Here is a 25077-nt window from a genome sequence, read left to right as displayed (position 1 = left end):
CTATGCGGCTTGCGTGGTCACGCCGGATGGCACGCTGCGGGGAGGAACTGCGGACAATGTCACATTCCTCCCTTACTTGTCCGTAGCGGGCCTGAATGCGGGTTCACTTGAGCCGCCGCATTCTGCCGCGGCAGAACGGGGAAAGAGCGACTTCCGATCGCGGAAGTACGCAGACCGACCGAAAGATGTTCGAGGCGAGGCACAGCATGGACGCTCCGACCACTACGTCGGCCGACTCCGGTTCCGGCGGCGGGGGCGGTTGGTTCACGCCGCGCAAGGCGCCGCCCGCCGGCGCGAGCACGGACCAGGAGACGCCGTCAGAGGGGCGCAAGGTCACGCCGATACGGCCCGTGGGCCGGCCCGAGCGAATATCGGACGACCACGCGGAGTCGGTGCCCGCGCAGAGCGCCGCCCCGGCCGCGGAGGCCGCACCCGCCCCTCAGTACGCGTCAGCCGCCGGCACGCCCCCGCAGCAGCCCGGCCCGCCCGCGACCGCGCGCCCCCACGCCGCCCAGCACGGCCAGGGGCCGGGCCCCGTGCACCCGCCGCACTCCGTGCCCCCGGCGCAGGCGCCCCCGGCGCAGGGGCAGGCGCCAACTGCGCCCAGAGCAGAGACCACCCCCCGCCCCGCTCCCGCACCCGAGGCCTCGCCCGACGCGCGGCTCATCCGCCGCACGCTGGAGGAAGTCGGCCCCGACGCCGACAAGGTCACCTCGTACTTCTACGCGCTGCTCTTCGTGCGCCACCCCGAACTGCGGCCCCTGTTCCCCGCCTCGATGGACACCCAGCGCGACCGGCTCCTCAAGGCGCTACTGACGGCGGCCGAGCACGCCGACAACAAGAGCGTCCTCGTCCCGTACCTGAGGAACCTGGGGCGCGGACACCGCAAGTACGGCACGCAGCCCGAGCACTACCCCGCGGTCGGCGAGTGCCTGATCGGCGCGCTGACCCGGTACGCGACGACGACGTGGGACCAGGAGACGGAGGCGGCCTGGGTGCGCACGTACACGACGATCTCCCAGGTCATGATCGACGCGGCGGCGGCGGACGAGCTGCGCGCGCCCGCGTGGTGGTACGGCGAGGTGGTCTCGCACGATCTGAGGACCTCGGACATCGCCGTGGTCACGGTCCGGCCCGACCAGCCGTACCCGTTCCTCGCCGGGCAGTACACGAGCCTGGAGACGCCGTGGTGGCCGCGGATCTGGCGGCACTACTCCTTCGCCTCGGCGCCCCGTTCCGACGGGCTGCTCTCGTTCCACGTGAAGGCCGTCCCGGCGGGATGGGTCTCCAACGCGCTCGTGCACCGTGCCCGCCCGGGCGATGTGATCCGCCTCGGCCCGCCCTCCGGTTCGATGACGGTGGACCACAGTTCCGACAGCGGGCTGCTCTGTCTCGGCGGAGGCACCGGCATCGCGCCCATCAAGGCTCTCGTCGAGGATGTCGCGGAGCACGGCCAGCGGCGCCCGGTCGAGGTGTTCTACGGGGCTCGCACCGATCACGACCTGTACGACATCGACACGATGCTGCGGCTCCAGCAGACCCACCCCTGGCTGGCCGTCCGCCCGATCGTCGATCAGCAGGCCCATCTGCAACTGCCCGACGCGGTGCGTGAGTACGGCCCCTGGAACGAGTACGACGCCTATCTGTCGGGTCCGCCCGGCATGATCCGCAACGGGGTGGACGCCCTGCGGGACATCGGGATCCCGGTGGACCGGATCCGTCATGACTCTGTGGAGGAACTCGTCGCGACCGGCAACTGAGGCTGGACCCGAACAAGGCCGCCCTCGCCTCGTCAGCCCAGGTCAGGCGCGTGCATCGCTCGTACGCCCTCGATGTTGCCGTCGAGATAGTGACGCAGGGACAGCGGGACGAGATGGACCGATGCGATGCCGACGCGGGTGAACGGCACCCGCACGATCTCGTACTCGCCGCACGGCTCCTCGATCTCGGGGCCGTGCCGCTGGCTGAGGTCCATGGACTCGAGGCGGCAGACGAAGAAGTGCTGGACCTTCACGCCGGTGGCGCCGCCGTCCTCGCCGATGTGCTCGACGGTGTCCACGAAGCAGGGCACCACGTCGAGGATCTTGGCGCCGAGTTCCTCGTGCACCTCGCGGTGCAGGGCGTCGACGACGGTCTCGTCCTCGGGTTCGACCCCGCCGCCGGGGGTCAGCCAGTACGGATCCATGCCGGGCTTGGTCCGCTTGATCAGGATCAGGTCGTTGCCGTCGAGCAGCACGGCGCGTGCGGTGCGCTTGACCACGGGTCGGACGGTCATGGGAGAAATGTGGCCCCGCCGGTTCCACGTGAAACATTCCGTACCGACCTGGCCTCAGGACAGCGCCAATTGACCAGCGCTAGTTGATCACCAGGCATTGATCACCACGATTTATCGCCACCGACTGATCGCCACCGACTGGTCACCACGAACTGGTCACCACGAACTGATCACCGCGGGCTGATCGGCACCAATCGGATCAGCACCAATCGACGGCAGCGCGCAGCAGCCACTCGTGCGACCGTGCGATGTGCGGCATGGCCAGTGTGCCCGTACGCACGACGAGGAAGTACGTCCGCAGCGGAGGCACGGGGGGATCGAGCAGCGCCACGACTTCGCCGCGCTCGAGAGCCGGCGCGCAGAGGTAGCGCGGGAGCACCGAGAGTCCGGCACCGGCGATGGTGCAGGCGAGTACCGCGCGTAGATCCGGCACGATGACGGTGCCCGAGGTGGCAGGGCGTGAGTCGAAGACGGCGGCCCAGTAGCGGGCGACGAACGGCAGCGACTCGTGCGCCTCGACCAGCGGCAGGTCCTCCAGCGCTGCTGCGCCGTTACGGCGCAGGGTGCCGGGCCCTATGCGGGCGGCCCACCGGGGTGAGGCAAGGAGGACGTGCTCCTCGTCGCAGAGCGGAGTGGCGGTGAGCAGGGCGCCGCGCGGTCGGGCTGTCGTGATGGCCAGATCATGATGTCCGGCGCCAAGACCCTCCAGGACTTCCTCGGCGTTGCCGAAGGAGGCGCGCAGGGCGAAGCTCTGGCCGTCGTCACGGGTGAGCGCGGTGAGGGCGGGCAGGGCGCGCTCGGCGGTGAACTCCGGAGGCCCCGCGAGGTGCAGCGTGCGTACCGGCGACTCCTCGTCGATGCCGGTCTCGGTGATCTCCACGAGGGCGTCGAGGTGCGGAGCGGCCTTGTGGGCGAGTTCGTCACCGATGGAGGTGGGGGTCACGCCACGTGCCTGGCGCAGGAACAGGGGGCGGCCCAGCTGGCGCTCCAGGGTGCGGATCTGGGATGTCACCGCAGGCTGCGAAAGTCCTAAGAGCGCGGCGGCCCGCGTGAAGGAGCCCGCCCGGTGCACGGTCACAAAGGTGCGCAGCAGAGCGAGATCCATGGCGGTGTCCTCCCCTCTCGGCCCCCGGGTCGGCCCCAACTATAAATATGTCGATAGGTCTCTGTCGCTAGGGTGATTGGACACTGACACAGAGTCAACTAGCCTTATGCGCGCGGTTCTTGGCGCGCAGGAACCGGGGACGGTCCGAGCCACGAGGGGGGAGGCTCGGGCCGTCCGTTGTGCGTGGTCGGCTACTGCGCCAAGGCCACGGCGGGCGCGAAGCGGCCCGCGAGAGGCCCTAGACGGCCGCCTCGTCGAGCGCGCGCAGCACATCGGCCACCAGGTCGTCCGGGTCCTCGGCGCCGGCGGAGAAGCGGATGAAGCCCTCCGAGACGTCGTCCCCGCCCCATCGGCGACGGCGCTCGGCGGTGGACCGCACGCCGCCGAAGCTCGTCGCGTCGTCCACGAGGGTCAGGGCCTCCATGAACCGCTCGGCACGCGCGCGCGTGGGCAGCGTGAAGGAGACCACGCACCCGAAGCGCCGCATCTGCTGCGCGGCAATCTTGTGCGAGGGGTCGTCGGGCAGACCCGGGTAGCGCAGACCCTCGACGTCGTCGCGGTCGCGCAGGGCGCGAGCGAGCGCGAGCGCGTTGGCGTTCTGCCGCTCCGCCCTCAACTGGAGTGTGGCGAGAGAGCGATGGGCGAGCCAGGCCTCCATGGGGCCGGGAATCGCGCCGACGATCTTGCGCCAGCCCCGCACCGCGGCGGTGAGCTCGGCGTCGCGGCAGGTGACGTAGCCGAGCAGGATGTCGCCGTGACCGGTGAGCTGCTTGGTGCCGCTGGCCACGGAGAAGTCGGCGCCGAGCTCCAGGGGGCGCTGGCCGAGCGGCGTGGCGAGCGTGTTGTCGACCGCTACCAGGGCGCCACGCGCGTGTGCCGCCTCGGCGAGCCGCCGCACGTCGCACACGTCGAGACCGGGGTTCGACGGCGTCTCGATCCACAGGAGCTTCGCGCCGTCCAGGACGTCGAGCTGGGCGTCGCCGCCGGTGGGGGCGGTGCGGACCTCGATGCCGAACGCCGTGAGCTGCTCGCGGACGAGCGGGAACACCTGGTAGCCGTCGCTCGGCAGGACGACCACGTCGCCGGCCTTGAGCTGAGAGAACAGCACCGCCGAGAGGGCGGCCATGCCGGAGGCGAAGACGAGGGTGTCGACGTCCTCCTGGCCGGGCGCCTCGAGCTCGCCGATGGCCCGCTCCAGGTGGGTCCATGTCGGGTTGTCGTCGCGGCCGTACGTGTAGGGGCCCGAGACATCACCCGGCAGGTGGAAGTGTGCGGCGAAGACAGGACCTGGCAGCGTCGGTTCGTTCTTCAGGGCCTCGGGCAGCCCCGCCCTCACTGCCCTCGTGCCGTCCCCGATCTGCGCCGATTGCGTCATGCCGCCCGTCCTTCCAGTGCTGCGCGTACCGCGTCGAGCAGGCCGTCGCTCGCCGCCTCCACCATTCTCAGGCACTCCTCAAAGCCGTCGATACCGCCGTAGTACGGGTCCGGTACGTCCAGGTTCGTCCCTGCCGAGGGGTCGTACGAGCGCAGCAGGCGGACCTTCTCGGCGTCCTGCGGGGTCGGTGCCAGGCGGCGCAGGGTGCGCAGATGCCCGGCGTCCAGGGCGATCACCAGATCGAGCCGGGAGAACCACGAGGAGCTGAACTGCCGGGCTCTATGGCCGCTTTCGTAACCGCCGGCCGACAGCACGGAGACGGTGCGGTGGTCGGCACCGTCCCCCTCGTGCCAGCCGTCGGTGCCCGCGCTGTCCACCTCCACGAGGCCGTCGAGACCGGCCTCGTGGATGCGCGCGCGGAAGACCGATTCGGCCATGGGCGAGCGGCAGATGTTGCCGGTGCAGACGAAGCACACGCGGAAGGACATGGGCCGGGCTCAGTCCTTGTCGTCGGGAAGGACGACGTTCAGCGCCCAGGAGACAACCGAGATGATCAGGCCACCGAGGACGGCGGTCCAGAACCCCTCGACATGGAAGCCCTGGTTGAACTGGTCGGCCAGCCACGAGGTCAGCAACAGCATCAGGGCGTTGACCACGAGCGTGATCAGGCCGAGCGTCAGGATGAAGAGCGGGAAGGTGAGGACCTTCACTATGGGCTTGACCAGCAGGTTCACCAGGCCGAACAGCAGCGCCACGATGATCAGCGTGACGACTTTCTTGCCGGTGCTGTCACCGGTGAGCGTGATCTTGTCGAGCAGCCACACCGCGACAGCAAGGGCCCCCGCGTTGGCGATCGTCTTGACTACGAAATTCTTCATGTGTCTGATCGTGGCAGACGAGACCGGATCATGAGAGTGGCCCGGCGAGGCCACTCACGGGCAAGGGGCGGACAAGAGGGATGAAGGCATTCCGGCTGGACGAACTGGAAGCGGAACGTGCCGCGAACGACGGCGCGTATCTGCAGTTCCTGCATGAGCGGAACATGTCGGTCGGGCTCTACGCCCTCGACGCCGGGGACCAGGATCCGCAGCAGCCCCACCAGCAGGACGAGGTCTACCTCGTCGTCAGCGGTCGTGGCTCGATCACCGTCGGTATGGAGACGACCCAGGTGGCGCGCGGCAGCGTCGTGTACGTGCCGGCCGGGTTGACCCACAAGTTCCATCACATCAGCGAGGACCTGCGGGTTCTCGTGGTGTTCTCTCCGCCTGAGAGCTGACGGCGGATCTCGGGGTTCCCTAGGGGGTCGCTCAGGGGACGACAAGGGGTCCGCGTCCCCCACGGAGCGCCTCGGCGTGCCAGCATCGAATGCAGAAGCCGTATCGAAGCGGTACGGCTCGGGAGAGAGGTAAGGGCGATGGCAGTGCGAGAGATCTTCGCGGGCATGCCGTGGTGGGTTAAGTGGGTCGCGGTGCCGGTCATCGCCCTGGTCGTCTTCGGCGGGCTGATAGCCAGCGTCGTGGGCTTCGTGATCGGTCTGCTCTTCAAGGTGCTGGTCTTCGTGGCCTTGGTCGGTGGACTCATTTACGTCGTACGGAAGTTCATCACGGGCTCGTCCTCGCGCAGCGACTGGTAGCACCGGGCAACGGTTCGCTCGCGTGGGGGAAGTTTCCCCGCGCGGCCCTCTCGAAGTGGTGGCCAGGGCTAGAGTCCGGAACTCGACGGCCGCACCCCCGTGATTCCCGAGAAGCGGGGGGGACCCCACGCGCTTCGGGAGTGAACCTTGGCCACGGCTGAACCGCTTTCCGCCGCCCCGTTGTCCGCCGACATCACGTCCGCCGACATCACGTCCCCCGACAGCATGTCCGCCGACGCCCTGCCCCCACCCGCGGTGGCCCCACCCCACGGCTGTCGCGCGCACACCTACGACGACGCCCAGGCCGAGGCTCACCCCGAAGGCCCGGCCGGCGCCCCGCCCACCCTCATCGGTTCCGTCCAGCGCGCGATGCGCCTACTCGAGGCCGTCGCGTCGCACGGAGAGGGAGCCCCGGCCAAGCAGCTCGCCCGGGAGGCCGGCCTCGCACTTCCCACGGCGTACCACCTGCTGCGCACGCTCGCCCACGAGGGCTATCTCCGCAAGGAGAAGGGCCTGTTCATCCTGGGGGCGGCGGCCGAGAAGCTGAGTAGCAGCGGTGCGAAGCAGAATCGTCGCGGCATGATCACCGACGCCCTGCAGCACTGGCGCGACGCCATCGGCGTCCCGGTGTACTTCTCGGTTTATCGTGAGGGTGAGATCGAAGTCGTGGCCATCGCCGACACGCCCGGGAATCCCGCGGTCGCCGAATGGGCCGACTTCCGCGAGACGGGGCACGCCCACGCGATCGGCCAGTGCCTCCTCGCCCAGCTCGACGACGAGAGCCGACGCGATCACCTCGACCGCTATCCCGCGTATTCGATCACCCCGTACACCGTGCGCGACGACCGCGCGCTGCTGCGACGGCTGAACGGGCAGCGGCGGATGCAGCCTGTCGTGGAGCGTCAGGAGTACGCGTTGGGCACGGTCTGTGCCGCGTTTCCCATCACCGTCGGGTCCACCGCGGCGACGATGGCGGTCTCCCTCCCGTCCCATCAGGCCGGTCGTCTGCTGCCCGCAGCCCGGCAGTTGCAGAACGAAGTCGGGAAACTCGTGGGGACACTCGCCTTCTCTATCAGCATCTGAAAACTCACTCCTTGTGATCCCGCATGTACGTTAAGCAAGATGCGAAGAGCGTCGGGAAGGCTATTCCCGGCCGATCGACGGCAAATTGACGGGGTAGGCGATGCGCGAGTCGGTACAGGCAGTACAAGCAGAAGTCATGATGAGCTTCCTCGTCTCCGAGGAACTCTCGTTCCGCATCCCGGTGGAGCTGCGGTACGCCGCCGCTGATCCCTACGCCGTGCGGCTGACCTTCCACCTCCCCGGGGACGCCCCGGTGACGTGGGCGTTCGGCAGAGAGCTCCTTGTGGACGGCGTGGCCGGTCCCTGCGGCGACGGCGATGTGCGCATCGAGCCGGTGGAACTGGCGGGCAGCCCGGGCGACATGCCGGGCGAGGTGCACATCAGGCTCCAAGTGGGCGGAGACCAGGCACTGTTCAAGGCGGGCGTCGCCCCCCTCGTCGCGTTCCTCGACCGTACCGACAAGCTCGTCCCGCTCGGCCAGGAGCGGGCGCTCGCCGACTTCGAGACGCACCTCGACGAGGCACTCGACCGGATCCTCGCCGAGGAGCAGAGCGCGGGCTGACGGGCTCCAGGACTCCGCGCACGATCAACTGAGGTAACGCTTCAGCAGAGTGGCGCCCTCGGGCTGCCCTCGCAGGGGTTCAGCGCTTCCGGCGCCGGCCCCTTCCTCCGCGTGCCGGACCGGCCGCAGCAGCGGACGGGGATCCGGGTCGGTCGGCGGAGACCACCAGAGCCGCGAGCGCGGTCGTCACCGGCACCGAGGCGACCAGCCCGATCGAGCCCACCAGAGTCCGGACGATCTCCTCGGCCACGAGCTCACTGTTGGCCACGGTGCCCACACTGCTCTGTGCGATCGAGAAGAGCAGCAACAGTGGCAGCGCCGCGCCCGCGTACGCCAGGACCAGCGTGTTGACCACGGACGCGATGTGGTCGCGGCCGATGCGGATACCCGCGCGGTACAGGCCGCGCCGGCCCATCGTCGGGTCGGCCTGATGCAGCTCCCACACCGCCGACGTCTGTGTGACCGTCACATCGTCGAGCACGCCGAGCGAACCGATGATGACGCCGGCGAGCAGGAGACCGCTCATGTCGATGGACGGGTAGAGGCCGTGGATCAGGCCCGTGTTGTCGTCGGTGTTGCCGGTCAGCGCGGCCCAGCCGATGAACAGCGAGCCGAGCAGACCGATCAGAAGCAGCGACACCAGCGTGCCGAGTACCGCGACCGACGTTCGGGCCGTCGGACCGTGACACATGTAGAGGGCGATCAGCATGATGGCGCTCGCCCCGACCACCGCCACCACCAGCGGATTCGAGCCCTGAAGGATCGCGGGCAGGATGAAGAAGGTCAGCACCATGAAGCTGACGGCCAGCGCGACGAGTGCCATGACGCCCCGCAGCCGGCCCACGACGACCACGGCCAGCGCGAAGATCCCGGCGAGCAGCGTCATCGGGAGCTTGCGGTTCACATCGGTGACGGAGTATTGGAGTTCCTTGGGTGCATCGGGCGCATAGGCCACGATCACCTTCTGGTTCTCGCGCAACTGCCGCGGCGAGTCCGGCTGCACGATCTCCGTGAACGTACGGCCGGTGTCCTTGCCGCCGTCCACGCGGACCGTCGCCTTCTCGCACGTGCCCTTTGCCTGCTGCTCGGCAGATCTGCCCTCGGCGGTCGACGTATCGCCGGTGGGGGTGTCGCCGGAGGCGTTCACGGACCGGCAGCTGACCTTGTCGACCTGTGTGACGGTGCCCTGCTGGGTCTGCCGGTCGAAGCCGACACCCGTACGGGCATGGGAGGGGGCACCGCCGGGCCAGAGCACGACGAGGCCGACGACGACCGCCACGGAGAACGGGATGAGCACCGCGGCGATGACCTTGCGCAGATGCTTGGAAACAGGCGCGGCAGGGCCGTGGCTGTGGGAGTGCCCGTGCCCTCCGCCCCCCTGGACATGGGGCGGATGCGGCGGCGAGGGCGGAGACTGCTGCGTGCTGGTCACCGCCCGATCATCGCAAGAACGGCAGGGGCCCTCTGTTCAGCACGCCAGAAATGACGCTAGCGTGGGGGCACCTTTGCACACGCGGGAGCTCGGAGCACCGGGCTGAGAGGGCGCTGACCTCCGCTTCGGCGATGTTTCACATGAAACATCGCCCGACGGAAGCCGCTGCGTCGACCGCCGAACCTGTTACCGGGTAATGCCGGCGTAGGGAGTAGGTCTCATGACCACATCGGACGCACGCACGCCTGCCTCCAACCTGTCCGCAGAGACGGGCGAGGCCGGGAAGTCCATCGGCTGGCACAAGGGGTACGTCACGGGCTCACGCCCCGACCTCCAGGTGCCGGTCCGCCAGGTGCACCTCACCAACGGCACGGCGGTCACGCTCTACGACACGTCCGGGCCGTACACCGATCCGAGTGTCGACACCGACGTCCGCAGGGGTCTCGCGCCGCTGCGGGAGAACTGGATCATCAGCCGTGGCGACACCGAGGAGTATGCGGGCCGCCCGGTCCGCCCCGAGGACGACGGCCTCAAGCACACCTCGCCGCGCGGCGGTCTGCGCAACCTCGACGCGGTCTTCCCCGGCCGCCCCCGCCAGCCTCGTCGCGGGCGCGACGGCCAGGCGGTGACCCAACTCGCGTACGCCAGGCGCGGGGAGGTCACGCCCGAGATGGAGTACGTGGCCATCCGGGAGAACGTGGAGCCGGAGGTTGTCCGCGAGGAGATCGCCGCGGGCCGCGCGGTCCTGCCGGCCAACGTCAACCACCCGGAGATCGAGCCGATGATCATCGGCAAGCGGTTCCTGGTGAAGGTCAACGCCAACATCGGTAACTCCGCGGTCACTTCGTCCATCGAGGAGGAGGTGGAGAAGATGACATGGGCGACCCGCTGGGGCGCTGACACCGTCATGGACCTCTCCACCGGCCGCAACATCCACACCACGCGCGAATGGGTCCTGCGCAACTCCCCCGTCCCGATCGGCACGGTCCCGCTCTACCAGGCGCTGGAGAAGGTCGACGGCCGCGCCGAGGAGCTGACCTGGGAGATCTACAAGGACACGGTCATCGAGCAGGCCGAACAGGGCGTGGACTACATGACGGTCCACGCGGGCGTGCGGCTGCCGTACGTCCCGCTCACCGCCAACCGTAAGACGGGCATCGTCTCGCGCGGCGGTTCGATCATGGCCGCCTGGTGCCTGGCGCACCACAAGGAGAGCTTCCTCTACGAGAACTTCGAGGAGCTCTGCGAGATCCTCGCGGCGTACGACGTCACGTACTCGCTGGGCGACGGCCTGCGGCCGGGTTCGATCGCGGACGCCAACGACGAGGCGCAGTTCGCCGAGCTGAAGACACTCGGGGAGCTCAACTCGATCGCGAAGAGCTTCAACGTCCAGACGATGATCGAGGGCCCCGGGCACGTCCCGATGCACAAGATCAAGGAGAACATCGACCTTCAGCAGGAGGTGTGCGAGGAGGCGCCCTTCTACACACTCGGCCCGCTGACGACCGACATCGCCCCTGCGTACGACCACATCACCTCCGGCATCGGAGCCGCGATGATCGCGTGGTGGGGCACGGCGATGCTCTGCTACGTCACGCCCAAGGAGCACCTGGGCCTGCCCAACCGTGACGACGTGAAGACCGGCGTCATCACCTACAAGATCGCGGCCCACGCGGCGGACCTCGCCAAGGGGCACCCGGGTGCCCAGGAGTGGGACGACGCCCTCTCCGACGCGCGCTTCGAGTTCCGCTGGGAGGACCAGTTCAACCTGGCCCTCGACCCGGACACGGCAAGGGAGTTCCACGACGAGACGCTCCCGGCCGAACCCGCGAAGACGGCCCACTTCTGCTCGATGTGCGGGCCGAAGTTCTGCTCGATGAAGATCTCGCAGGACATCCGCCGCCAGCACGGCGGGACCAGGAGCGAGATCGAGGAGGGCATGGCGGAGAAGTCCAAGGAGTTCGCCGCCGCGGGCAACCGGGTCTATCTGCCGATCGCGGACTGACCTCACCCGCGCTCACGCGGGCGCCGCGCGCTGTCCACCGGTCGCCTCTCGCGGCCGGTGGACAGGGTGTTCCGGGACCGAGTCCTGGCAGCCCCTAGTCCGGCTTGTGGTCCGGGCCTCCGAAGTCGGGGCTCGTGAAGTCCGGGCTCGAGTACGTCGGGCGCGGGGCCGCAGGGGAGCCGCTGTCGGTGCCCGGGCTGCTGAACCCGGGCCTGTTGTACCCGAGATGCGGCATGCGGCCCGCGGTTCCGGGGACGCCCCCGCGGTTGGCGGGCGCCGGCGGTGGTTCCGCGAGGGCCTCCCGGAGGAACGGCAGGATGCCGCGCTCCAGGAGCACCAGGCACCAGGCTTCCCTGGCCCGGTCCACCTCCTCGTTCGACTCGTTGTGCGCGCCGGCCTGCAAGGACGTCGCGCCGTTGCGCAGAGCGGTGAGCAGCAGGCCCACGCCGGCGACAAGAATCCCCGCCGCCGTGAGCGCGCCGAACACCCAGCCTGCCGTCAACAGGGTCTGGGCGAACGCCGGTTCCGGATCGAGCATCTTCAGGATGTAGCCGACGAGCAGGAAGATCGCGGCAGCCGTCCCGGCGAGCACGGGGGCGAGCACCGCGACGACGGCTATGACGCCGGCGCCGGTGGTCTCCGCCACCTCACCCACAGTGGCGGCCAGGCCGATCGCTCCGCCGCCGGACTCCGCCGCGCTTCCTCCCTCGCGCAGCGGACGTACGGGCCGGGGCGAGGCGCGCAGGTCGGAACGGACCTTCACGTAGTTCTGGTACTCGGTCGCTGCGGCGGCCGTGATCAGCGCGGTGGCGTTGAGCGCCATGGTGCGCAGTTGTTCGGGGTTGAGCCGCTGGCCCACTGCGGCGAGATCAGGGCGGTCCGGTGCGGTACGCAGCGCTTCATCGAGGATCCGCTCGAACTCGGGGCGGTCCTCGTTCAGCAGGTGCGGAGCGCTGTTCATGTGCATCCCCCGATGCTCCGTAGGGCTTGGGGGCTCGCATGGTTACGAGCCGTCGGGCAGAAACGGAGGGGAGCCTGCTACGGATAAGCCGATGGTAGAGCGGCGACGGCACGCGGTGACAGGGGGTTTCCCGAATTCGGCCCGGTGGCCGGACTGAGCCCCCGTTCCGTGCGCCTGCCCGGGGAACGCCTAGCTATCCATGGGGAGTTGCTGGACCAGCAGCTTTCCGGCCATGGTCACTCCGCCGTCCATCGCGATCGCGAGCCCGCCCGCGTACACATGCGGTCCCTCGATCTGCGGACGGCTGTCCTCGGATCCGTCCGCCGCGTCCTCGGTACCGACCTCGCCGAGGAGGTACGGGATGGGGCTGTGGCCGTGGACGACGCGAGTGCCGCCGTAGGCGTCGAGAAGCTCGCGCACGGCTTCGGGTCCGGATTCGTCACGGAACGCGAAGCGCTTGGTGAATTTGCGGAACAGGTCCCAGCACTCGTCCGCGTCGTTGCGCGTGAGGGTCTCGCGGACCGTGTCGTTGACCGCCTCGATCGAGTCGCCGTAGTCGAGGTACGCGGTCGTGTCGGAGTGCATCAGGAGGTGGTCGTCCTCCAGCTCGATGGCGTCGAGCCGGGACATCCACTGCAGATGGACGTCCTGCAGACGGTCCATGTCCGACTTCTGGCCGCCGTTGAGCAGCCAGGCCGCCTGGAAAGTGGCGGTGCCGGCGCCCGAGTTGACCGGGGTGTCGCCGAAGCGCTTGGCGCCGAGCAGGAGCAGTTCGTGGTTGCCCATGAGGGCCTTGCAGTAGCCGCCGGCGGCCGCGGCCTCCGCGGACAGCCGCATCACGAGGTCGATGACACCGATGCCGTCGGGTCCGCGGTCGGTGAAGTCGCCGAGGAACCAGAGCCGGGCGGTGCCCGCCGACCAGTTGCCCTCGGCGTCGATGAGTCCCTGCTCGTACAGGGCCGCGATCAGTTCGTCGAGGTAGCCGTGTACGTCGCCGACGACGTACAGCGGGCCGAGTCCGTCGGTGGGACGGGGTGCCGGCTCGGTGTCGATCTGCACCTGGACCGTGTCACCGCGGTTGATGACCGGCAGGTCGCGCTGAGTGGGCGTGTACCCCTCGGGCTGGTCGAACGCGGGGTCCTGAGGCGCCGGCTCCGGGTAGGAGAGCTGCGAGAGCGACGGCCCCTGGTACGCGGGATCCGGTTCCGCCCGCGGGGGCACCGCAGGGGCGGGCGGAGCGGGGTCGTGGCCGGGCTCGTCGATGTTCGCCGGTACGTCATGGACGTACGCGGGAACGCGGAAGTCGCGCAGCGTCGCCGTGCGCACCTCGGGTCCCTGACCGGCCCCCTGAGTCATCGACCCCTCCACCACCATTGCGCCGCCTCTGCATCCGATCGGACTGCCTGGTCGCAGCGGCCCGCGGTGTCGTGCGCCCATCATAGGAATGCGGCTCGCGCTGTGTGATGCACCAGGGGTGGTGAATCGGATTCGAGCGGCTGTTCACCATGCTTTTCTCCCGAATTGGTACGGGCTTTTCCGGGTGGTCTTCGGGTTGACCACCCGGAAGCCGTCGTTCAGCCCTGTCCCGGGGAGCGGGGCGGGCTGACCGTCGTGCGGGGCGGACGGCGCTGGGACGAGGTCCGGACGATGAGTTCCGTCGGTATCACCTGCTCGACCGTCCGGTCCGATTCAACCCCTTCGATGGCGTCGATCAGGAGCTGGACGACCGCGGTGCCGATCTGCCGCGGCTTGAGCGAGAGGGTCGTGATGGGCGGTTCCGTGGTGGCGTAGACGGTCGATTCGCTGCAGCAGACGAGCAGCAGGTCCTCGGGGACGCGCAGGCCGTACCGGCGGGCGGCGGCGAGCAGGTCCGTGCCGTTGGGGTCGAAGAGTCCGTACACGGCGTCGGGCCGGTCGGGGCGGGCCAGGAGCCGGTCGGCGGCGACGGCCCCCGCGCACGGGTCGTGCGCGGGATAAGACTCGTACACGGGTTCCTGTCCGATCCGCTCGCACCAGTGCAGGTACGCGGAGGTGGACAGATGGGTGTACGTGTCCGTGGTCGTGCCGGTGAGCAGTCCGATGCGGCGGGCCCCCGCGGCGGCGAGGTGGTCGAGGATGCCGAGGACGGCGGCCTCGTGGTCGTTGTCGACCCAGGCGGTGACGGGGAGCGTGCCGGCGGGGCGCCCGTCGGAGACGACGGGCAGGCCCTGGCGGACCAGCTCGGTGACCACCGGGTCGTGGTCGGACGGGTCGATGACGACGGTGCCGTCGAGAGCGACGTTGGACCACACGTCGTGGCGTGAGGTGGCGGGCAGGATGACTAAGGCGTACCCGCGGGCGAGCGCCGCCGAGGTGGCGGCTCTCGCCATTTCCGCGAAGTACGCGAATTCGGTGAAGGTGAAAGGTTCATCCCCGTAGGTCGTGACGGTCAGGCCGATGAGGCCCGACTTTCCGGTACGGAGCGTTCGGGCCGCCGCGGAGGGGCGATAGCCCAACCGGTCGGCGACCTCGCGGACATGGCGTCGGGTGGCGTCCGGGAGCCGGCCCTTACCGTTGAGCGCATCGGAGACAGTCGTGATGGAGACCCCGGCGGCGGCGGCAACGTCTCTGATGCCCGCCCGCACCTGCCGGGTGCCCCGGCGGGTGGTCTCCGCCCTGCTCACCTGGTGCTTCCCTGCTGCTGTCATGGCGAGCCGATAGTAGGGCTCATGTGGCGGGGTGGCGTGAGTGCATATGCACGCGTTGACAGGCACGTTTCTGCATGGCGTGACAGAGTCAATGACCTTGGAAATCAAGGAAGTTGAGGGTATCGACGCTGGGACGTCACTTGTCGGCGCGCATGGGCCTGCCAAGTCGGCGATGTTGCGAGTAGGTCTCAACTCACCTTCACGGGGGATGCGCGCCACGGCGCGAGCTACCGGCGTGCGCCGTGCAAGGGAGCGCTCCCCCTCCTCCGTACGCCTTCGGGAGGGCCGCGGCCGTCGTCAGGGGTGGTGTCGGAGGACCACCCGGGATGTCGGGGGCCCGGGGCCATTGGGGTCTGCCGCGAATCCTCTTAAGGTGAGCAGTATTGAAATGGTGGTCGCGAGGAGGACTGCGGTGAGCGAGACGAGCCCCAAGCTGCGTGCCGAGCTGGAGGGTATTCCCACCTACAAGCCGGGCAAGGCTGCCGCGGCCGGGGGGCCGGTGGCGTACAAGCTTTCCTCGAACGAGAACCCCTATCCGCCGCTTCCCGGCGTGATGGAGAGTGCCGTCGCGGCGGCCGGTTCCTTCAACCGCTACCCGGACATGGCCTGCACCGGGCTGATGAACGAGCTGGCGGAACGATTCGCGGTGCCGGTCACGCACCTGGCCACGGGCACCGGCTCGGTCGGGGTCGCGCAGCAGCTGCTCCAGGCGACCAGTGGCCCCGGTGACGAGGTCATGTACGCCTGGCGGTCCTTCGAGGCGTACCCGATCATCACGCAGATCAGCGGCGCCAAGGCGGTGGAGGTGCCGCTGACGTCCGGCGAGGTCCACGACCTCGACGCGATGGCCGACGCGATCACCGACCGCACGCGCCTGATCTTCGTGTGCAACCCGAACAACCCGACAGGAACGGTGGTGCGCCGGGCCGAGCTCGAGCGGTTCCTCGACCGGGTCCCGAGCGATGTCCTGGTCGTGCTCGACGAGGCGTACCGCGAGTTCATCCGTGACGCCGAGGTGCCGGACGGCGTCCAGATCTACCGGGACCGTCCGAATGTCGCCGTCCTGCGGACGTTCTCCAAGGCGTACGGGCTCGCGGGCCTGCGGGTCGGCTTCGCCATCGCCCATGAGCCGGTGGCGGCCGCGCTGCGCAAGACGGCGGTGCCGTTCGGCGTGAGCCAGCTCGCGCAGGACGCGGCGGTCGCCTCGCTGCGGGCCGAGGACGAGCTGCTGGGCCGGGTCGGCTCGCTGGTGTGTGAGCGCAACCGTGTGGTCGAGGCGCTGCGGGCGCAGGGCTGGACGGTGCCGGAGACACACGCGAACTTCGTGTGGCTGCGGCTGGGGGAGCGCACGGCGGACTTCGCCGCGGCGTGTGAGCAGGCCGGTGTGGTCGTGCGGCCGTTCGCCGGCGAGGGCATGCGGGCCACGATCGCCGAGGCCGAGGCCAACGACGTCTTCCTGAACACGGCGGCGGCGTTCCGCAAGGAGCTGTAGGCCCGGCGGCTGCGGCCGCTCTGGAGCGCGGTGGGGGTTCCCCGGAGTAAGGGGGGACCCCCCTTCTGCTGTCCTGAGCCGGTAGTACATAATGCTTGTGAATGTGAACGCTTTCACAAGCGTGCCCGGTTGATCCGGAGAGCAGTGGGATTAAAGGGGCAAATTGCCGCTGGACCACGGCGACTTAAGGAGATGACGCAGTGGACCCGACGTTGATGGCTCTGGCGCCGGAAACTCTGGCGCGATGGCAGTTCGGCATCACGACCGTCTATCACTTCCTTTTTGTCCCCCTGACCATCTCGCTCGCCGCGCTGACGGCGATCCTCGAGACGGCCTGGGTGCGGACGGGCAAGGAGCACTACCTCCGGGCGACCAAGTTCTGGGGCAAGCTCTTCCTGATCAACATCGCCATGGGTGTCGTGACCGGCATCGTGCAGGAGTTCCAGTTCGGCATGAACTGGTCGGACTACTCGCGCTTCGTCGGCGACATCTTCGGCGCTCCGCTCGCCTTCGAGGCGCTGATCGCCTTCTTCTTCGAGTCGACCTTCATCGGTCTGTGGATCTTCGGCTGGGACAAGCTCCCGAAGAAGCTGCACTGCGCCACGATCTGGCTGGTGTCCATCGGCACGATCCTGTCGGCGTACTTCATCATGGCCGCCAACTCGTTCATGCAGCATCCGGTCGGCTACCGGATCGTGGAGCGGGACGGCACCAAGCGCGCCGAGCTGACCGACTTCGCCGCCGTGCTCTTCCAGGAGACGGTGCTCGTCAACTTCTGGCATGTGATCAGCGCGTCCATCCTGGTGGGCGGCGCGTTCATGACCGGCATAGCGATCTTCCACCTGCGCAAGAAGCAGCACATCCGCACCATGCGGATGTCGCTGCGCCTCGGCCTGGTGACGGCCATGGTCGGCACGCTCCTCACTGTCGTCAGCGCGGACACGCTCGGCAAGGTGATGTACGAGCAGCAGCCGATGAAGATGTCGGCCGCGGAGGCGCTGTGGGACACGGAGAAGCCGGCGCCGTTCTCGATCTTCGCGTACGGCGATGTCTCCAAGGGCCACAACACGGTGGCCGTCGAAGTCCCGGGCGTGCTGTCCTTCCTCGCCAAGAACGACTTCAACGCCGAGATCCCCGGGATCAACGACATCAACAAGGCGGAGCAGAAGAAGTTCGGGCCCGGTGACTACCGCCCCAACATCCCCACCGCCTACTGGTCGTACCGCTGGATGATCGGCTTCGGTGGGGTCTCGATGGCCCTGTGCACGGCGGGTCTGTGGCTCACCCGCCGCAGGTTCTGGCTGGCGCCGGAGCACCGCACCGGCGAGGACGAAGTGCCGAAGCTGATGCTCACCAAGAACAAGGAGCTGATGCCGAAGCTGGGCATCTGGTGGTGGCGCCTGGCCCAGTGGACGCTGATCTTCCCGATCGTCGGCATCTCCTGGGGCTGGATCTTCACCGAGACAGGGCGCCAGCCGTGGGTGGTCTACGGCGTGCTCAGGACCAGGGACGCGGTCTCCCCCGGCGTCTCGCAGGGCGAGGTGCTCACCTCCCTGATCGTGTTCGCGCTGGTCTACGCCGCGCTCGCCGTCATCGAGGTGAAGCTGATGGTCAAGTACATCAAGCAGGGACCGCCCGAACTCACCGAGGCCGACCTCAACCCGCCCACCAAGATCGGCGGCCCGGGATCCGGAGCGGACTCCGGTGACGCTTCCGATGCCGACCGGCCCATGGCCTTCTCGTACTGAGACTGAGGAGCTGCTGAGGCATGGAACTTCACGACGTCTGGTTCGTACTCATAGCGGTCCTGTGGATCGGCTACTTCTTCCTGGAGGGATTCGACTTCGGGATCGGGGTCCTGACCAAGGTGCTCGCCCGCGGACGCACCGAGCGGCGCGTCCTGATCAACACCATCGGACCCGTCTGGGACGGCAACGAGGTGTGGCTGCTCACGGCCGGCGGTGCGACGTTCGCCGCCTTCCCGGACTGGTACGCGACGCTTTTCTCGGGCTTCTACCTGCCGCTCCTGATGATCCTGGTCTGCCTGATCGTGCGGGGTGTCGCCTTCGAGTACCGGGCGAAGCGGCCCGAGGAGAAGTGGCAGACCAACTGGGAGCACGCGATCTTCTGGACCTCGCTGATCCCGGCCGTGCTGTGGGGCGTGGCCTTCGGGAACATCGTGCGCGGCGTGAAGATCGACGCGCACAAGGAGTTCGTGGGCAGCTTCTGGGACCTGCTCAACCCGTACGCGATCCTCGGCGGTCTGGTGACGCTGACGCTGTTCACCTTCCACGGCGCGGTGTTCGCCTCGCTCAAGACGGTGGGCGACATCCGGGTGCGGGCGCGGAAGATGGCGCTGGGCCTCGGTCTGTTGGCTGCGGCCTTCGCGCTCGCCTTCCTGATCTGGACCCAGGCCGACAAGGGCGACAGCTCGTCGCTGATCGCGATGATCGTCACGGTGGCCGCCCTCGCCGGCGCCATCGTCGCCATCAAGGCGGGGCGTGAGGGCTGGTCGTTCGCGCTGTCCGGCATCACGATCGCGGCAGCCGTCGCGATGCTTTTCCTGACGCTGTTCCCGAACGTCATGCCGTCTTCGCTCGACCCGGACTGGAGCCTCACGGTCACCAACGCCTCGTCGAGCCCCTACACCCTGAAGATCATGACCTGGTGCGCGGCGGTGGCGACGCCCATCGTGCTGCTCTACCAGTCGTGGACGTACTGGGTGTTCCGCAAGCGGATCGGCACGCAGCACATCGCCGACGCCGCACACTGAGCCCCTGATGACGAGGGTGTGTTTCACGTGAAACCGATCGACCAGCGTCTGCTCCGGTACGCCAGGGCCACTCGCCTCTTCCTGATCGCGGTGGTGGTCCTCGGCGTGGCCGGGGCGGGCCTGGTCATCGCTCAGGCGATGCTCATCTCCGAAGTGGTGGTGGGGGCCTTCGAGCACGGCCTTGATGTCTCCGCCCTGCGCACACCGCTCTTGCTGCTGGCGCTGGTGGCGGCCGGGCGGGGCCTGGTCTCCTGGCTGACCGAGCTGGCCGCTCACCGGGCCAGCGCGGCGGTCAAGTCGGAACTGCGCGGACGGCTCCTGGAGCGCGCCTTCCGGCTGGGCCCGGGGTGGCTCAGTGGGCAGCGGACCGGTTCCCTGGTGGCGCTCGCGACGCGGGGCGTGGACGCGCTCGACGACTACTTCTCGCGTTATCTGCCGCAGTTGGGCCTCGCGGTGGTGGTGCCCGTGGCGGTGCTCGCGCGCATCGTCACCGAGGACTGGGTGTCCGCGGCGATCATCGTCTGCACCTTGCCCCTGATCCCCGTATTCATGATCCTCATCGGCTGGGCCACCCAGTCCCACATGGACCGTCAGTGGCAGCTCCTGTCCCGGCTCTCGGGGCACTTCCTGGATGTGGTCGCCGGCCTGCCGACGCTGAAGGTGTTCGGCCGGGCCAAGGCGCAGGCCGAGTCGATCCGCCGGATCACCGGCGAGTACCGGCAGGCGACGATGCGGACCCTGCGCATCGCCTTCCTGTCGTCGTTCGCCCTCGAACTCCTGTCGACGCTGTCGGTCGCCCTGGTGGCCGTGACCATCGGCATGCGGCTCGTGCACGGCGACATGGACCTCTACGTGGGGCTGGTCATCCTCGTCCTCGCGCCCGAGGCCTATCTGCCGCTGCGTCAGGTCGGCGCGCAGTACCACGCGGCGGCCGAGGGACTCGCCGCCGCGGAGGAGATCTTCGCCGTCCTGGAGACCCCGGTGGCGCCGTCCGGTGCCGGCGCGGTGCCCGCGGCCACCGGAATCGCCTTCGACGGAGTGACCGTCCGCTATCCCGGCCGGTCCGCGGACGCCGTCTCGGAGGCCGACTTCGAGGTCGCCCCCGGTGAGACGGTGGCACTCGTCGGCCCGAGCGGCGTGGGCAAGTCGACGCTGCTGAGCGCGGCGCTCGGATTCGTCCGTCCTCAGGCCGGGCGGGTCCTGGTCGGAGGCGCCGATCTGGCCGGTCTCGACCGGGAGGCGTGGCACGCGCGCGTGGCCTGGGTGCCTCAGCGACCGCAGCTGTACGCCGGGTCGATCGCGGACAACGTGCGGCTCGCGCGGCCCGACGCGTCGCCCGCGGAGGTCGAGGAGGCGTTGCGCGAGGCGGGGGCCCAGGACTTCGTCCGTGCGCTGCCCGACGGCGCGGACACCCTGCTCGGCGAGGACGGGGCCGGACTCTCGGCCGGGCAGCGGCAACGGCTCGCCCTGGCACGGGCGTTCCTCGCCGACCGGCCCGTGGTGCTGCTGGACGAGCCGACGGCCGCGCTCGACGGCGAGACCGAGGCGGGGATCGTCGATGCGGTCCGCAGGCTCGCCGCCGGCCGGACCGTCCTTCTGGTGGTGCACCGTCCCGCGCTGCTGGCCGTCGCCGACCGGGTGGTGCGTCTCGACGCTCCGCGTTCCCCTGCGATGGCGGGGGAGCCTGCGGTACGTCCTGTGCCGCCGGTCCAGGCGGCCGAACGGCCCGTTTCGGTAGAGGACGGTCACGCATCGGCCCCGTCCGGAGAGAGCCGGGGCAGTGTGCTCTCGCGGCTGCGAGGCGCCACACGGGCGCGGAGGGGGCGGCTTGCTCTCGCGCTGCTGCTCGGCGCGCTCGCACTCGGCAGCGCCGTCGGGCTCATGGCGACCTCCGGGTGGCTCATCTCGCGGGCCTCGCAGCAGCCGCCCGTGATGTACCTGATGGTGGCCGTCACGGCCACCCGCGCCTTCGGGATCGGGCGAGCCTGCTTCCGATACGGCGAGCGAGTCGTGTCGCACGACGCCGTGCTGCGGATGCTCGCGGACACCCGGGTCGCCGTCTACCGGCGGCTGGAGCGGCTCGCCCCGGCGGGCCTGCGCGCGACGCGCCGAGGTGATCTGCTCTCCCGGCTCGTCTCCGATGTGGACGCCCTCCAGGACTACTGGCTGCGCTGGCTGCTGCCCGCGTCGGCCGCCGCGGTGGTCGGTGCCGCCTCCGTCGCGTTCACCGCCTGGATGCTGCCCGCCGCCGGTGCCGTGCTCGCCGTGGGCCTGCTGTTCGCGGGGATCGGCGTGCCGCTGCTCTCCGGAACTGTCGCCCGCCGCGCCGAGCGCCGGCTGGCTCCCGCGCGCGGGACGCTCGCCACCCGCGTGGCCGAACTCCTCACCGGCACCGCCGAACTGACCGTCGCGGGAGCGCTGCCCGCGCGCACCGCGCAGGCGAAGGCCGCCGACTCCGTGCTGACGCGGATCGCGTCCCGCGCCGCCACGGCCACCGCGCTGGGCGACGGTCTCACCGCGCTGATCACCGGTCTCACCGTGGCAGGTGCCGCGCTCGCCGGGGTGCAGGGAGTGCGCGAGGGCCGCCTCGACGGGGTCCAGCTCGCGGTCGTCGTCCTCACGCCGCTGGCCGCGTTCGAGGCCGTCATGGGACTCCCGCTCGCCGTGCAGTACCGCCAGCGGGTCAAGAAGAGCGCCGAACGTGTCCACGAGGTCCTGGACGCGCCGGACCCCGTACGGGAACCGGAGTCGCCCGCGCAGGCGCCGCAGGACCCCTTCCCTCTGCTCGTGCGCGGTCTCGCCGCGCGCCACGAGGGGCAGGGCCGGGACGCGCTCCACGGGGTCGATCTCACGCTGGAGCGGGGCCGCAGGGTCGCCGTCGTCGGCCCGTCGGGATCCGGAAAGACGACGCTCGCCCAGGTCCTGCTGCGGTTCCTGGACGCGGGCGAGGGCACGTACACCCTGGCCGGGCAGGACGCGTACGGGCTCGAAGGGGATGCGGTGCGGCGGCTCGTCGGGCTGTGCGCGCAGGACGCGCACCTTTTCGACAGCTCCGTGCGCGAGAACCTGCTCCTCGCCAAGAAGGACGCCACCGACGACGAACTGCGCGAAGTCCTGGCCGCCGCACGCCTCCTGGAGTGGGCCGATTCGCTGCCCGACGGGCTCGGCACCCTCGTCGGCGAACACGGCGCGCGCCTGTCCGGGGGCCAGCGGCAGCGGCTCGCCCTGGCCCGCGCCCTGCTCGCCGACTTCCCCGTCCTCGTACTCGACGAGCCCGCCGAGCACCTCGACCTGCCGACGGCGGACGCGCTCACGGCGGACCTCCTGTCCGCGACCGAGGGCCGCACGACGCTGCTGATCACACACCGGATGGCCGGCCTCGACGCCGTGGACGAGGTGATCGTCCTCGACGCGGGACGGGTCGTGCAGCGCGGCAGGTACGAGGATCTGCTGGCGGTCGACGGACCGTTGCGCGCGCTGCGGGAACGCGAGCGGGAGGCGGAGCTGTTGGTGGCCGGGTAGCTGCGCGCACCGCGTGGCCATGCGTCCGGGTGACCACGCGCAGGGGTCGGTCTCGCGCACCGGGCAGCCACGCGTACCTGGCGGCCGGGCAGTGGCCCGTGACGCCGACTTTCCTCTCCAAATGGGACTAACTAGTCTCGAGGCATGTCAGCTGCACCGGTGCCCGGCACCACCCCACCGTCCGACGGCGAGCGGGACTCCTCCGACGCGCTGGAGGCGGCGACGCAGGCGACGCGCGGACTCCAGGGACTGTCCGCCGAGCTGACCGCGCGGGTGCCGCAGCTGCTCGAAGCGATGCGCTCCGTGGGCACCGGTCCGGAACTGCACACCACCCTCGACCGCATCTGCGAGACGGCTGCCGAACTCGCCGACGCCCGCTACGCGGCGATCGGCGTCGTCTCCGAGGACGGCAAGGCGCTCTCGGACTTCGTCTTCCACGGAGTCGACGTGGAGGAGGCGGAGCTCATCGGACGGCTCCCCGACGGCCACCGCGGGCTCCTCGGGGCGCTCATCCACGACCCGGGCCCGGTACGCCTCGCGAACCTGGCCGACGACCCCCGCTCCTGCGGCTTTCCGGCCCACCACCCGCCGATGCGGACCTTTTTGGGTGTCCCCATCCGCGTACAGGGGGAGATCTTCGGCAACCTCTATCTGACGGAGAAGCACGGCGGGGTCGAGTTCAACGAATACGACCTGAACATGGTCCGCGTCCTCGCCACGGAGGCCGGCATCGCCATCGGCAACGCGCGCCTGTACGAGGCCGCCAGGCAGCGCGAGCGGTGGATCGACGGGTCCGTGGCCGTCACGACCGCCCTGCTGTCCGGCAGTGACGCCGAGGAAGCCCTCCAGGTCGTCGCCGAACAGGCCAGGCACCTGTCGGGCTCGGCGGCCGGCATCGTCCTCCTGCCGGCCGAGGAGGGCGGCATGGAGATCGTCGCCGTCTCGTCGGACGAACCGTCGCAGGCCCTCGGCGTGGTCATCCCGGCCGAGAGCGAGATCGTCGCCGAACTCCTGCGCGGCGCGACGGTGTTCGTCGACGACGCGTCCACCGACCCCCGCATACTGACCGATCTCGCGCGCGACTACGGTCCCGCGATGATGCTGCCCCTCCAGAGCGACGGCCGTGTCCTCGGCACACTCGTGACGCCACGCGCGCGTGGCGCCCGGCCCTTCACCGACGCGGAGCGCACTCTCGCCACCCAGTTCGCCGCGCAGGCCGCACTCGCGCTGATGATGGCGGAGGCGCAGCGTGACCGGGAGCGGCTCGCGGTGTACGAGGACCGCGACCGGATCGCCCGCGATCTCCACGACCTCGTCATCCAGCGTCTGTTCGCCACCGGGATGATGCTGGAGAGCGCCCAGCGCAGGTCCGTCGTGCCCGAGGTGCAGGTCGGTATCGGCAAGGCCGTCGACGAACTGGACGTCACCATCCAGGAGATCCGCACGGCCATCTTCGCGCTCCAGCAGGGGCCCGCCGAGGCGCCCTCGGGCCTGCGCACACGCGTCCTGCGCGAGATCAACATGGCGGCCGTGCCGCTCGGCTTCAAGCCCACGCACCACTTCGCCGGCGCCGTCGACAGCGTGGTCGGCGAACTCACCGGCAAGAACCTCATCGCGGCCCTGCGCGAGGCGCTGTCCAACGCGTTCCGGCACGCGGAGGCCGCCCGTATCGACGTGGTCGTCGACGCGAACGTCACGCTCCCCGACGGGCAGCGCGGCGTCCGGCTGACGGTCTCCGACGACGGCATCGGCATCCCGGAGGGCGGCCGGCGCAGCGGCCTCAAGAACCTCAAGCGACGGGCCGAGTCCCTGGGCGGCGACAGCTGGTACGGGCCGGGCATCGGCGAGGACGGGGGCGGTACGGCGGTGGTCTGGCAGGCGCCGCACTGAGGGCGCGACCCGGTACGGCGCCGGGTCACGGGGCTGAGGAGCCGAGGGGGCAGCGACCAGTTCCGAGGTCGCGCGGTTCTACGAGGAGGCCGCGAGGAACTGATGCGAGGTCAGCGCACCGTGTGGCAGGCCGATCCGGCCGTGAACGGCGCCGTCGCCAAGGGCCGCAGGGCCGAACGCAGGCCGGCCGCCGACCAGAGCGCGGCGCACTCCTGGCGCATGTGCGGTCCGGACCCATGAGCGGTCCGGACCCGCGCGTGGAGGACCGTTTCTTCCACCGAT

General features: G+C 69.8%; 21 protein-coding genes. 12 read left to right on the top strand and 9 right to left on the bottom strand.

Features of this window, described 5'->3' with window-relative positions; all coding sequences use genetic code 11:
• Positions 1–206: 206 nt before the first annotated feature.
• On the top strand, positions 207–1760 hold the full coding sequence (locus LGI35_RS23040) for a globin domain-containing protein (protein WP_227296005.1): 1554 nt from the start codon (positions 207–209) through the stop codon (positions 1758–1760).
• Between the two features lie 32 nt (positions 1761–1792).
• Here LGI35_RS23040 and LGI35_RS23035 read toward each other — a convergent pair whose 3' ends face one another.
• The 5 genes from LGI35_RS23035 to LGI35_RS23015 form a co-directional block, all read right to left on the bottom strand.
• Complete coding sequence (locus tag LGI35_RS23035) at positions 1793–2275, bottom strand: NUDIX domain-containing protein (RefSeq protein ID WP_116512109.1); 483 nt, start codon at positions 2273–2275, stop codon at positions 1793–1795.
• A gap of 199 nt (positions 2276–2474) precedes the next feature.
• Positions 2475–3380: a LysR family transcriptional regulator gene (locus LGI35_RS23030; protein ID WP_227296002.1), complete on the bottom strand. Its 906-nt coding sequence runs from the start codon at positions 3378–3380 to the stop codon at positions 2475–2477.
• Positions 3381–3618: 238 nt separating this feature from the next.
• Positions 3619–4755, bottom strand: coding sequence for a cystathionine gamma-lyase (locus LGI35_RS23025; protein ID WP_227295999.1), 1137 nt, complete (start codon positions 4753–4755; stop codon positions 3619–3621).
• Positions 4752–5243, bottom strand: a complete 492-nt coding sequence (locus tag LGI35_RS23020; RefSeq protein WP_227295997.1) for a low molecular weight protein-tyrosine-phosphatase — start codon at positions 5241–5243, stop codon at positions 4752–4754. The genes LGI35_RS23025 and LGI35_RS23020 overlap by 4 nt, the downstream gene beginning before the upstream one ends.
• Positions 5244–5252: 9 nt before the next feature.
• Positions 5253–5633, bottom strand: a complete 381-nt coding sequence (locus LGI35_RS23015) for a phage holin family protein (protein ID WP_227295994.1) — start codon at positions 5631–5633, stop codon at positions 5253–5255.
• Positions 5634–5713: 80 nt separating this feature from the next.
• Here LGI35_RS23015 and LGI35_RS23010 point away from each other — a divergent pair, with 80 nt between their 5' ends.
• From LGI35_RS23010 to LGI35_RS22995, 4 genes are all read left to right on the top strand, one after another.
• Positions 5714–6031, top strand: coding sequence for a cupin domain-containing protein (locus LGI35_RS23010; protein ID WP_227295992.1), 318 nt, complete (start codon positions 5714–5716; stop codon positions 6029–6031).
• Positions 6032–6175: 144 nt separating this feature from the next.
• Positions 6176–6388, top strand: a complete 213-nt coding sequence (locus LGI35_RS23005; RefSeq protein ID WP_100597186.1) for a DUF5326 family protein — start codon at positions 6176–6178, stop codon at positions 6386–6388.
• A 225-nt stretch (positions 6389–6613) separates the two neighbouring features.
• Positions 6614–7471, top strand: a complete 858-nt coding sequence (locus tag LGI35_RS23000; RefSeq protein ID WP_376567574.1) for an IclR family transcriptional regulator — start codon at positions 6614–6616, stop codon at positions 7469–7471.
• Between the two features lie 100 nt (positions 7472–7571).
• Entirely contained in the window at positions 7572–8033 is a 462-nt protein-coding gene (locus tag LGI35_RS22995) for an SsgA family sporulation/cell division regulator (protein ID WP_116512115.1), read from the top strand.
• 79 nt (positions 8034–8112) lie between these two features.
• On the opposite strand, the gene LGI35_RS22990 is transcribed toward LGI35_RS22995, so the two are convergent.
• Positions 8113–9465 carry a YibE/F family protein gene (locus LGI35_RS22990; RefSeq protein WP_227295989.1) on the bottom strand — a complete coding sequence of 451 codons (1353 nt, stop codon included), beginning with the start codon at positions 9463–9465 and terminating at the stop codon, positions 8113–8115.
• A 220-nt stretch (positions 9466–9685) separates the two neighbouring features.
• On the opposite strand from LGI35_RS22990, the gene thiC reads away from it, so the two are divergent.
• Positions 9686–11470 (top strand): phosphomethylpyrimidine synthase ThiC, encoded by a 1785-nt coding sequence (gene thiC, locus LGI35_RS22985; protein WP_227295980.1) that lies wholly within the window; start codon positions 9686–9688, stop codon positions 11468–11470.
• A 94-nt stretch (positions 11471–11564) separates the two neighbouring features.
• Here the strand turns inward: thiC and LGI35_RS22980 are convergent, their stop codons facing one another.
• The 3 genes from LGI35_RS22980 to LGI35_RS22970 form a co-directional block, all read right to left on the bottom strand.
• Positions 11565–12437 (bottom strand): hypothetical protein, encoded by an 873-nt coding sequence (locus LGI35_RS22980; RefSeq protein WP_227295979.1) that lies wholly within the window; start codon positions 12435–12437, stop codon positions 11565–11567.
• 183 nt (positions 12438–12620) lie between these two features.
• The gene (locus LGI35_RS22975) at positions 12621–13802 is read right to left on the bottom strand and encodes a metallophosphoesterase family protein (protein WP_264484726.1); all 1182 of its coding nucleotides are present in this window, start codon (positions 13800–13802) and stop codon (positions 12621–12623) included.
• Between the two features lie 203 nt (positions 13803–14005).
• Positions 14006–15118: a LacI family DNA-binding transcriptional regulator gene (locus LGI35_RS22970; protein WP_227295973.1), complete on the bottom strand. Its 1113-nt coding sequence runs from the start codon at positions 15116–15118 to the stop codon at positions 14006–14008.
• A gap of 412 nt (positions 15119–15530) precedes the next feature.
• Between LGI35_RS22970 and hisC the strand changes: the two genes are divergently transcribed.
• The 6 genes from hisC (at position 15531) to LGI35_RS22940 (ending at position 25035) form a co-directional block, all read left to right on the top strand.
• A complete protein-coding gene (gene hisC, locus LGI35_RS22965; protein WP_227295971.1) occupies positions 15531–16610 on the top strand; it encodes a histidinol-phosphate transaminase in 1080 nt (359 codons plus the stop codon).
• 215 nt (positions 16611–16825) lie between these two features.
• Entirely contained in the window at positions 16826–18358 is a 1533-nt protein-coding gene (locus LGI35_RS22960; RefSeq protein WP_227300449.1) for a cytochrome ubiquinol oxidase subunit I, read from the top strand.
• A 20-nt stretch (positions 18359–18378) separates the two neighbouring features.
• Entirely contained in the window at positions 18379–19383 is a 1005-nt protein-coding gene (gene cydB, locus LGI35_RS22955; protein WP_227295970.1) for a cytochrome d ubiquinol oxidase subunit II, read from the top strand.
• Positions 19384–19410: 27 nt separating this feature from the next.
• The gene (gene cydD, locus LGI35_RS22950; protein WP_227295968.1) at positions 19411–22905 is read left to right on the top strand and encodes a thiol reductant ABC exporter subunit CydD; all 3495 of its coding nucleotides are present in this window, start codon (positions 19411–19413) and stop codon (positions 22903–22905) included.
• Positions 22906–23049: 144 nt separating this feature from the next.
• Positions 23050–24795: a sensor histidine kinase gene (locus LGI35_RS22945; RefSeq protein WP_227295966.1), complete on the top strand. Its 1746-nt coding sequence runs from the start codon at positions 23050–23052 to the stop codon at positions 24793–24795.
• A gap of 102 nt (positions 24796–24897) precedes the next feature.
• Positions 24898–25035 (top strand): hypothetical protein, encoded by a 138-nt coding sequence (locus LGI35_RS22940; protein WP_227295964.1) that lies wholly within the window; start codon positions 24898–24900, stop codon positions 25033–25035.
• Positions 25036–25077: the final 42 nt, after the last annotated feature.

The organism is Streptomyces longhuiensis (assembly GCF_020616555.1).
Classification (GTDB): Bacteria; Actinomycetota; Actinomycetes; order Streptomycetales; family Streptomycetaceae; genus Streptomyces; species Streptomyces longhuiensis.
Note: the sequence above shows the minus strand (reverse complement) of the source record. Positions and strands in the feature narration are given on the sequence as shown.

What these genes read in the sequence shown, in the direction of transcription:
- thiC (WP_227295980.1), top strand. Translation starts at nt 9,686, where the DNA reads ATGACCACATCGGACGCACGCACGCCTGCCTCCAACCTGTCCGCAGAG.
- LGI35_RS23035 (WP_116512109.1), bottom strand. Translation starts at nt 2,275, where the DNA reads ATGACCGTCCGACCCGTGGTCAAGCGCACCGCACGCGCCGTGCTGCTC.
- LGI35_RS23020 (WP_227295997.1), bottom strand. Translation starts at nt 5,243, where the DNA reads ATGTCCTTCCGCGTGTGCTTCGTCTGCACCGGCAACATCTGCCGCTCG.
- LGI35_RS22980 (WP_227295979.1), bottom strand. Translation starts at nt 12,437, where the DNA reads ATGCACATGAACAGCGCTCCGCACCTGCTGAACGAGGACCGCCCCGAG.
- LGI35_RS22995 (WP_116512115.1), top strand. Translation starts at nt 7,572, where the DNA reads ATGCGCGAGTCGGTACAGGCAGTACAAGCAGAAGTCATGATGAGCTTC.
- LGI35_RS22970 (WP_227295973.1), bottom strand. Translation starts at nt 15,118, where the DNA reads ATGACAGCAGCAGGGAAGCACCAGGTGAGCAGGGCGGAGACCACCCGC.
- LGI35_RS23040 (WP_227296005.1), top strand. Translation starts at nt 207, where the DNA reads ATGGACGCTCCGACCACTACGTCGGCCGACTCCGGTTCCGGCGGCGGG.
- LGI35_RS23000 (WP_376567574.1), top strand. Translation starts at nt 6,614, where the DNA reads ATGTCCGCCGACGCCCTGCCCCCACCCGCGGTGGCCCCACCCCACGGC.
- LGI35_RS22945 (WP_227295966.1), top strand. Translation starts at nt 23,050, where the DNA reads ATGTCAGCTGCACCGGTGCCCGGCACCACCCCACCGTCCGACGGCGAG.
- LGI35_RS23030 (WP_227296002.1), bottom strand. Translation starts at nt 3,380, where the DNA reads ATGGATCTCGCTCTGCTGCGCACCTTTGTGACCGTGCACCGGGCGGGC.
- LGI35_RS23015 (WP_227295994.1), bottom strand. Translation starts at nt 5,633, where the DNA reads ATGAAGAATTTCGTAGTCAAGACGATCGCCAACGCGGGGGCCCTTGCT.
- LGI35_RS22960 (WP_227300449.1), top strand. Translation starts at nt 16,826, where the DNA reads ATGGCTCTGGCGCCGGAAACTCTGGCGCGATGGCAGTTCGGCATCACG.
- LGI35_RS23025 (WP_227295999.1), bottom strand. Translation starts at nt 4,755, where the DNA reads ATGACGCAATCGGCGCAGATCGGGGACGGCACGAGGGCAGTGAGGGCG.
- LGI35_RS22940 (WP_227295964.1), top strand. Translation starts at nt 24,898, where the DNA reads ATGCGAGGTCAGCGCACCGTGTGGCAGGCCGATCCGGCCGTGAACGGC.
- cydB (WP_227295970.1), top strand. Translation starts at nt 18,379, where the DNA reads ATGGAACTTCACGACGTCTGGTTCGTACTCATAGCGGTCCTGTGGATC.
- LGI35_RS23010 (WP_227295992.1), top strand. Translation starts at nt 5,714, where the DNA reads ATGAAGGCATTCCGGCTGGACGAACTGGAAGCGGAACGTGCCGCGAAC.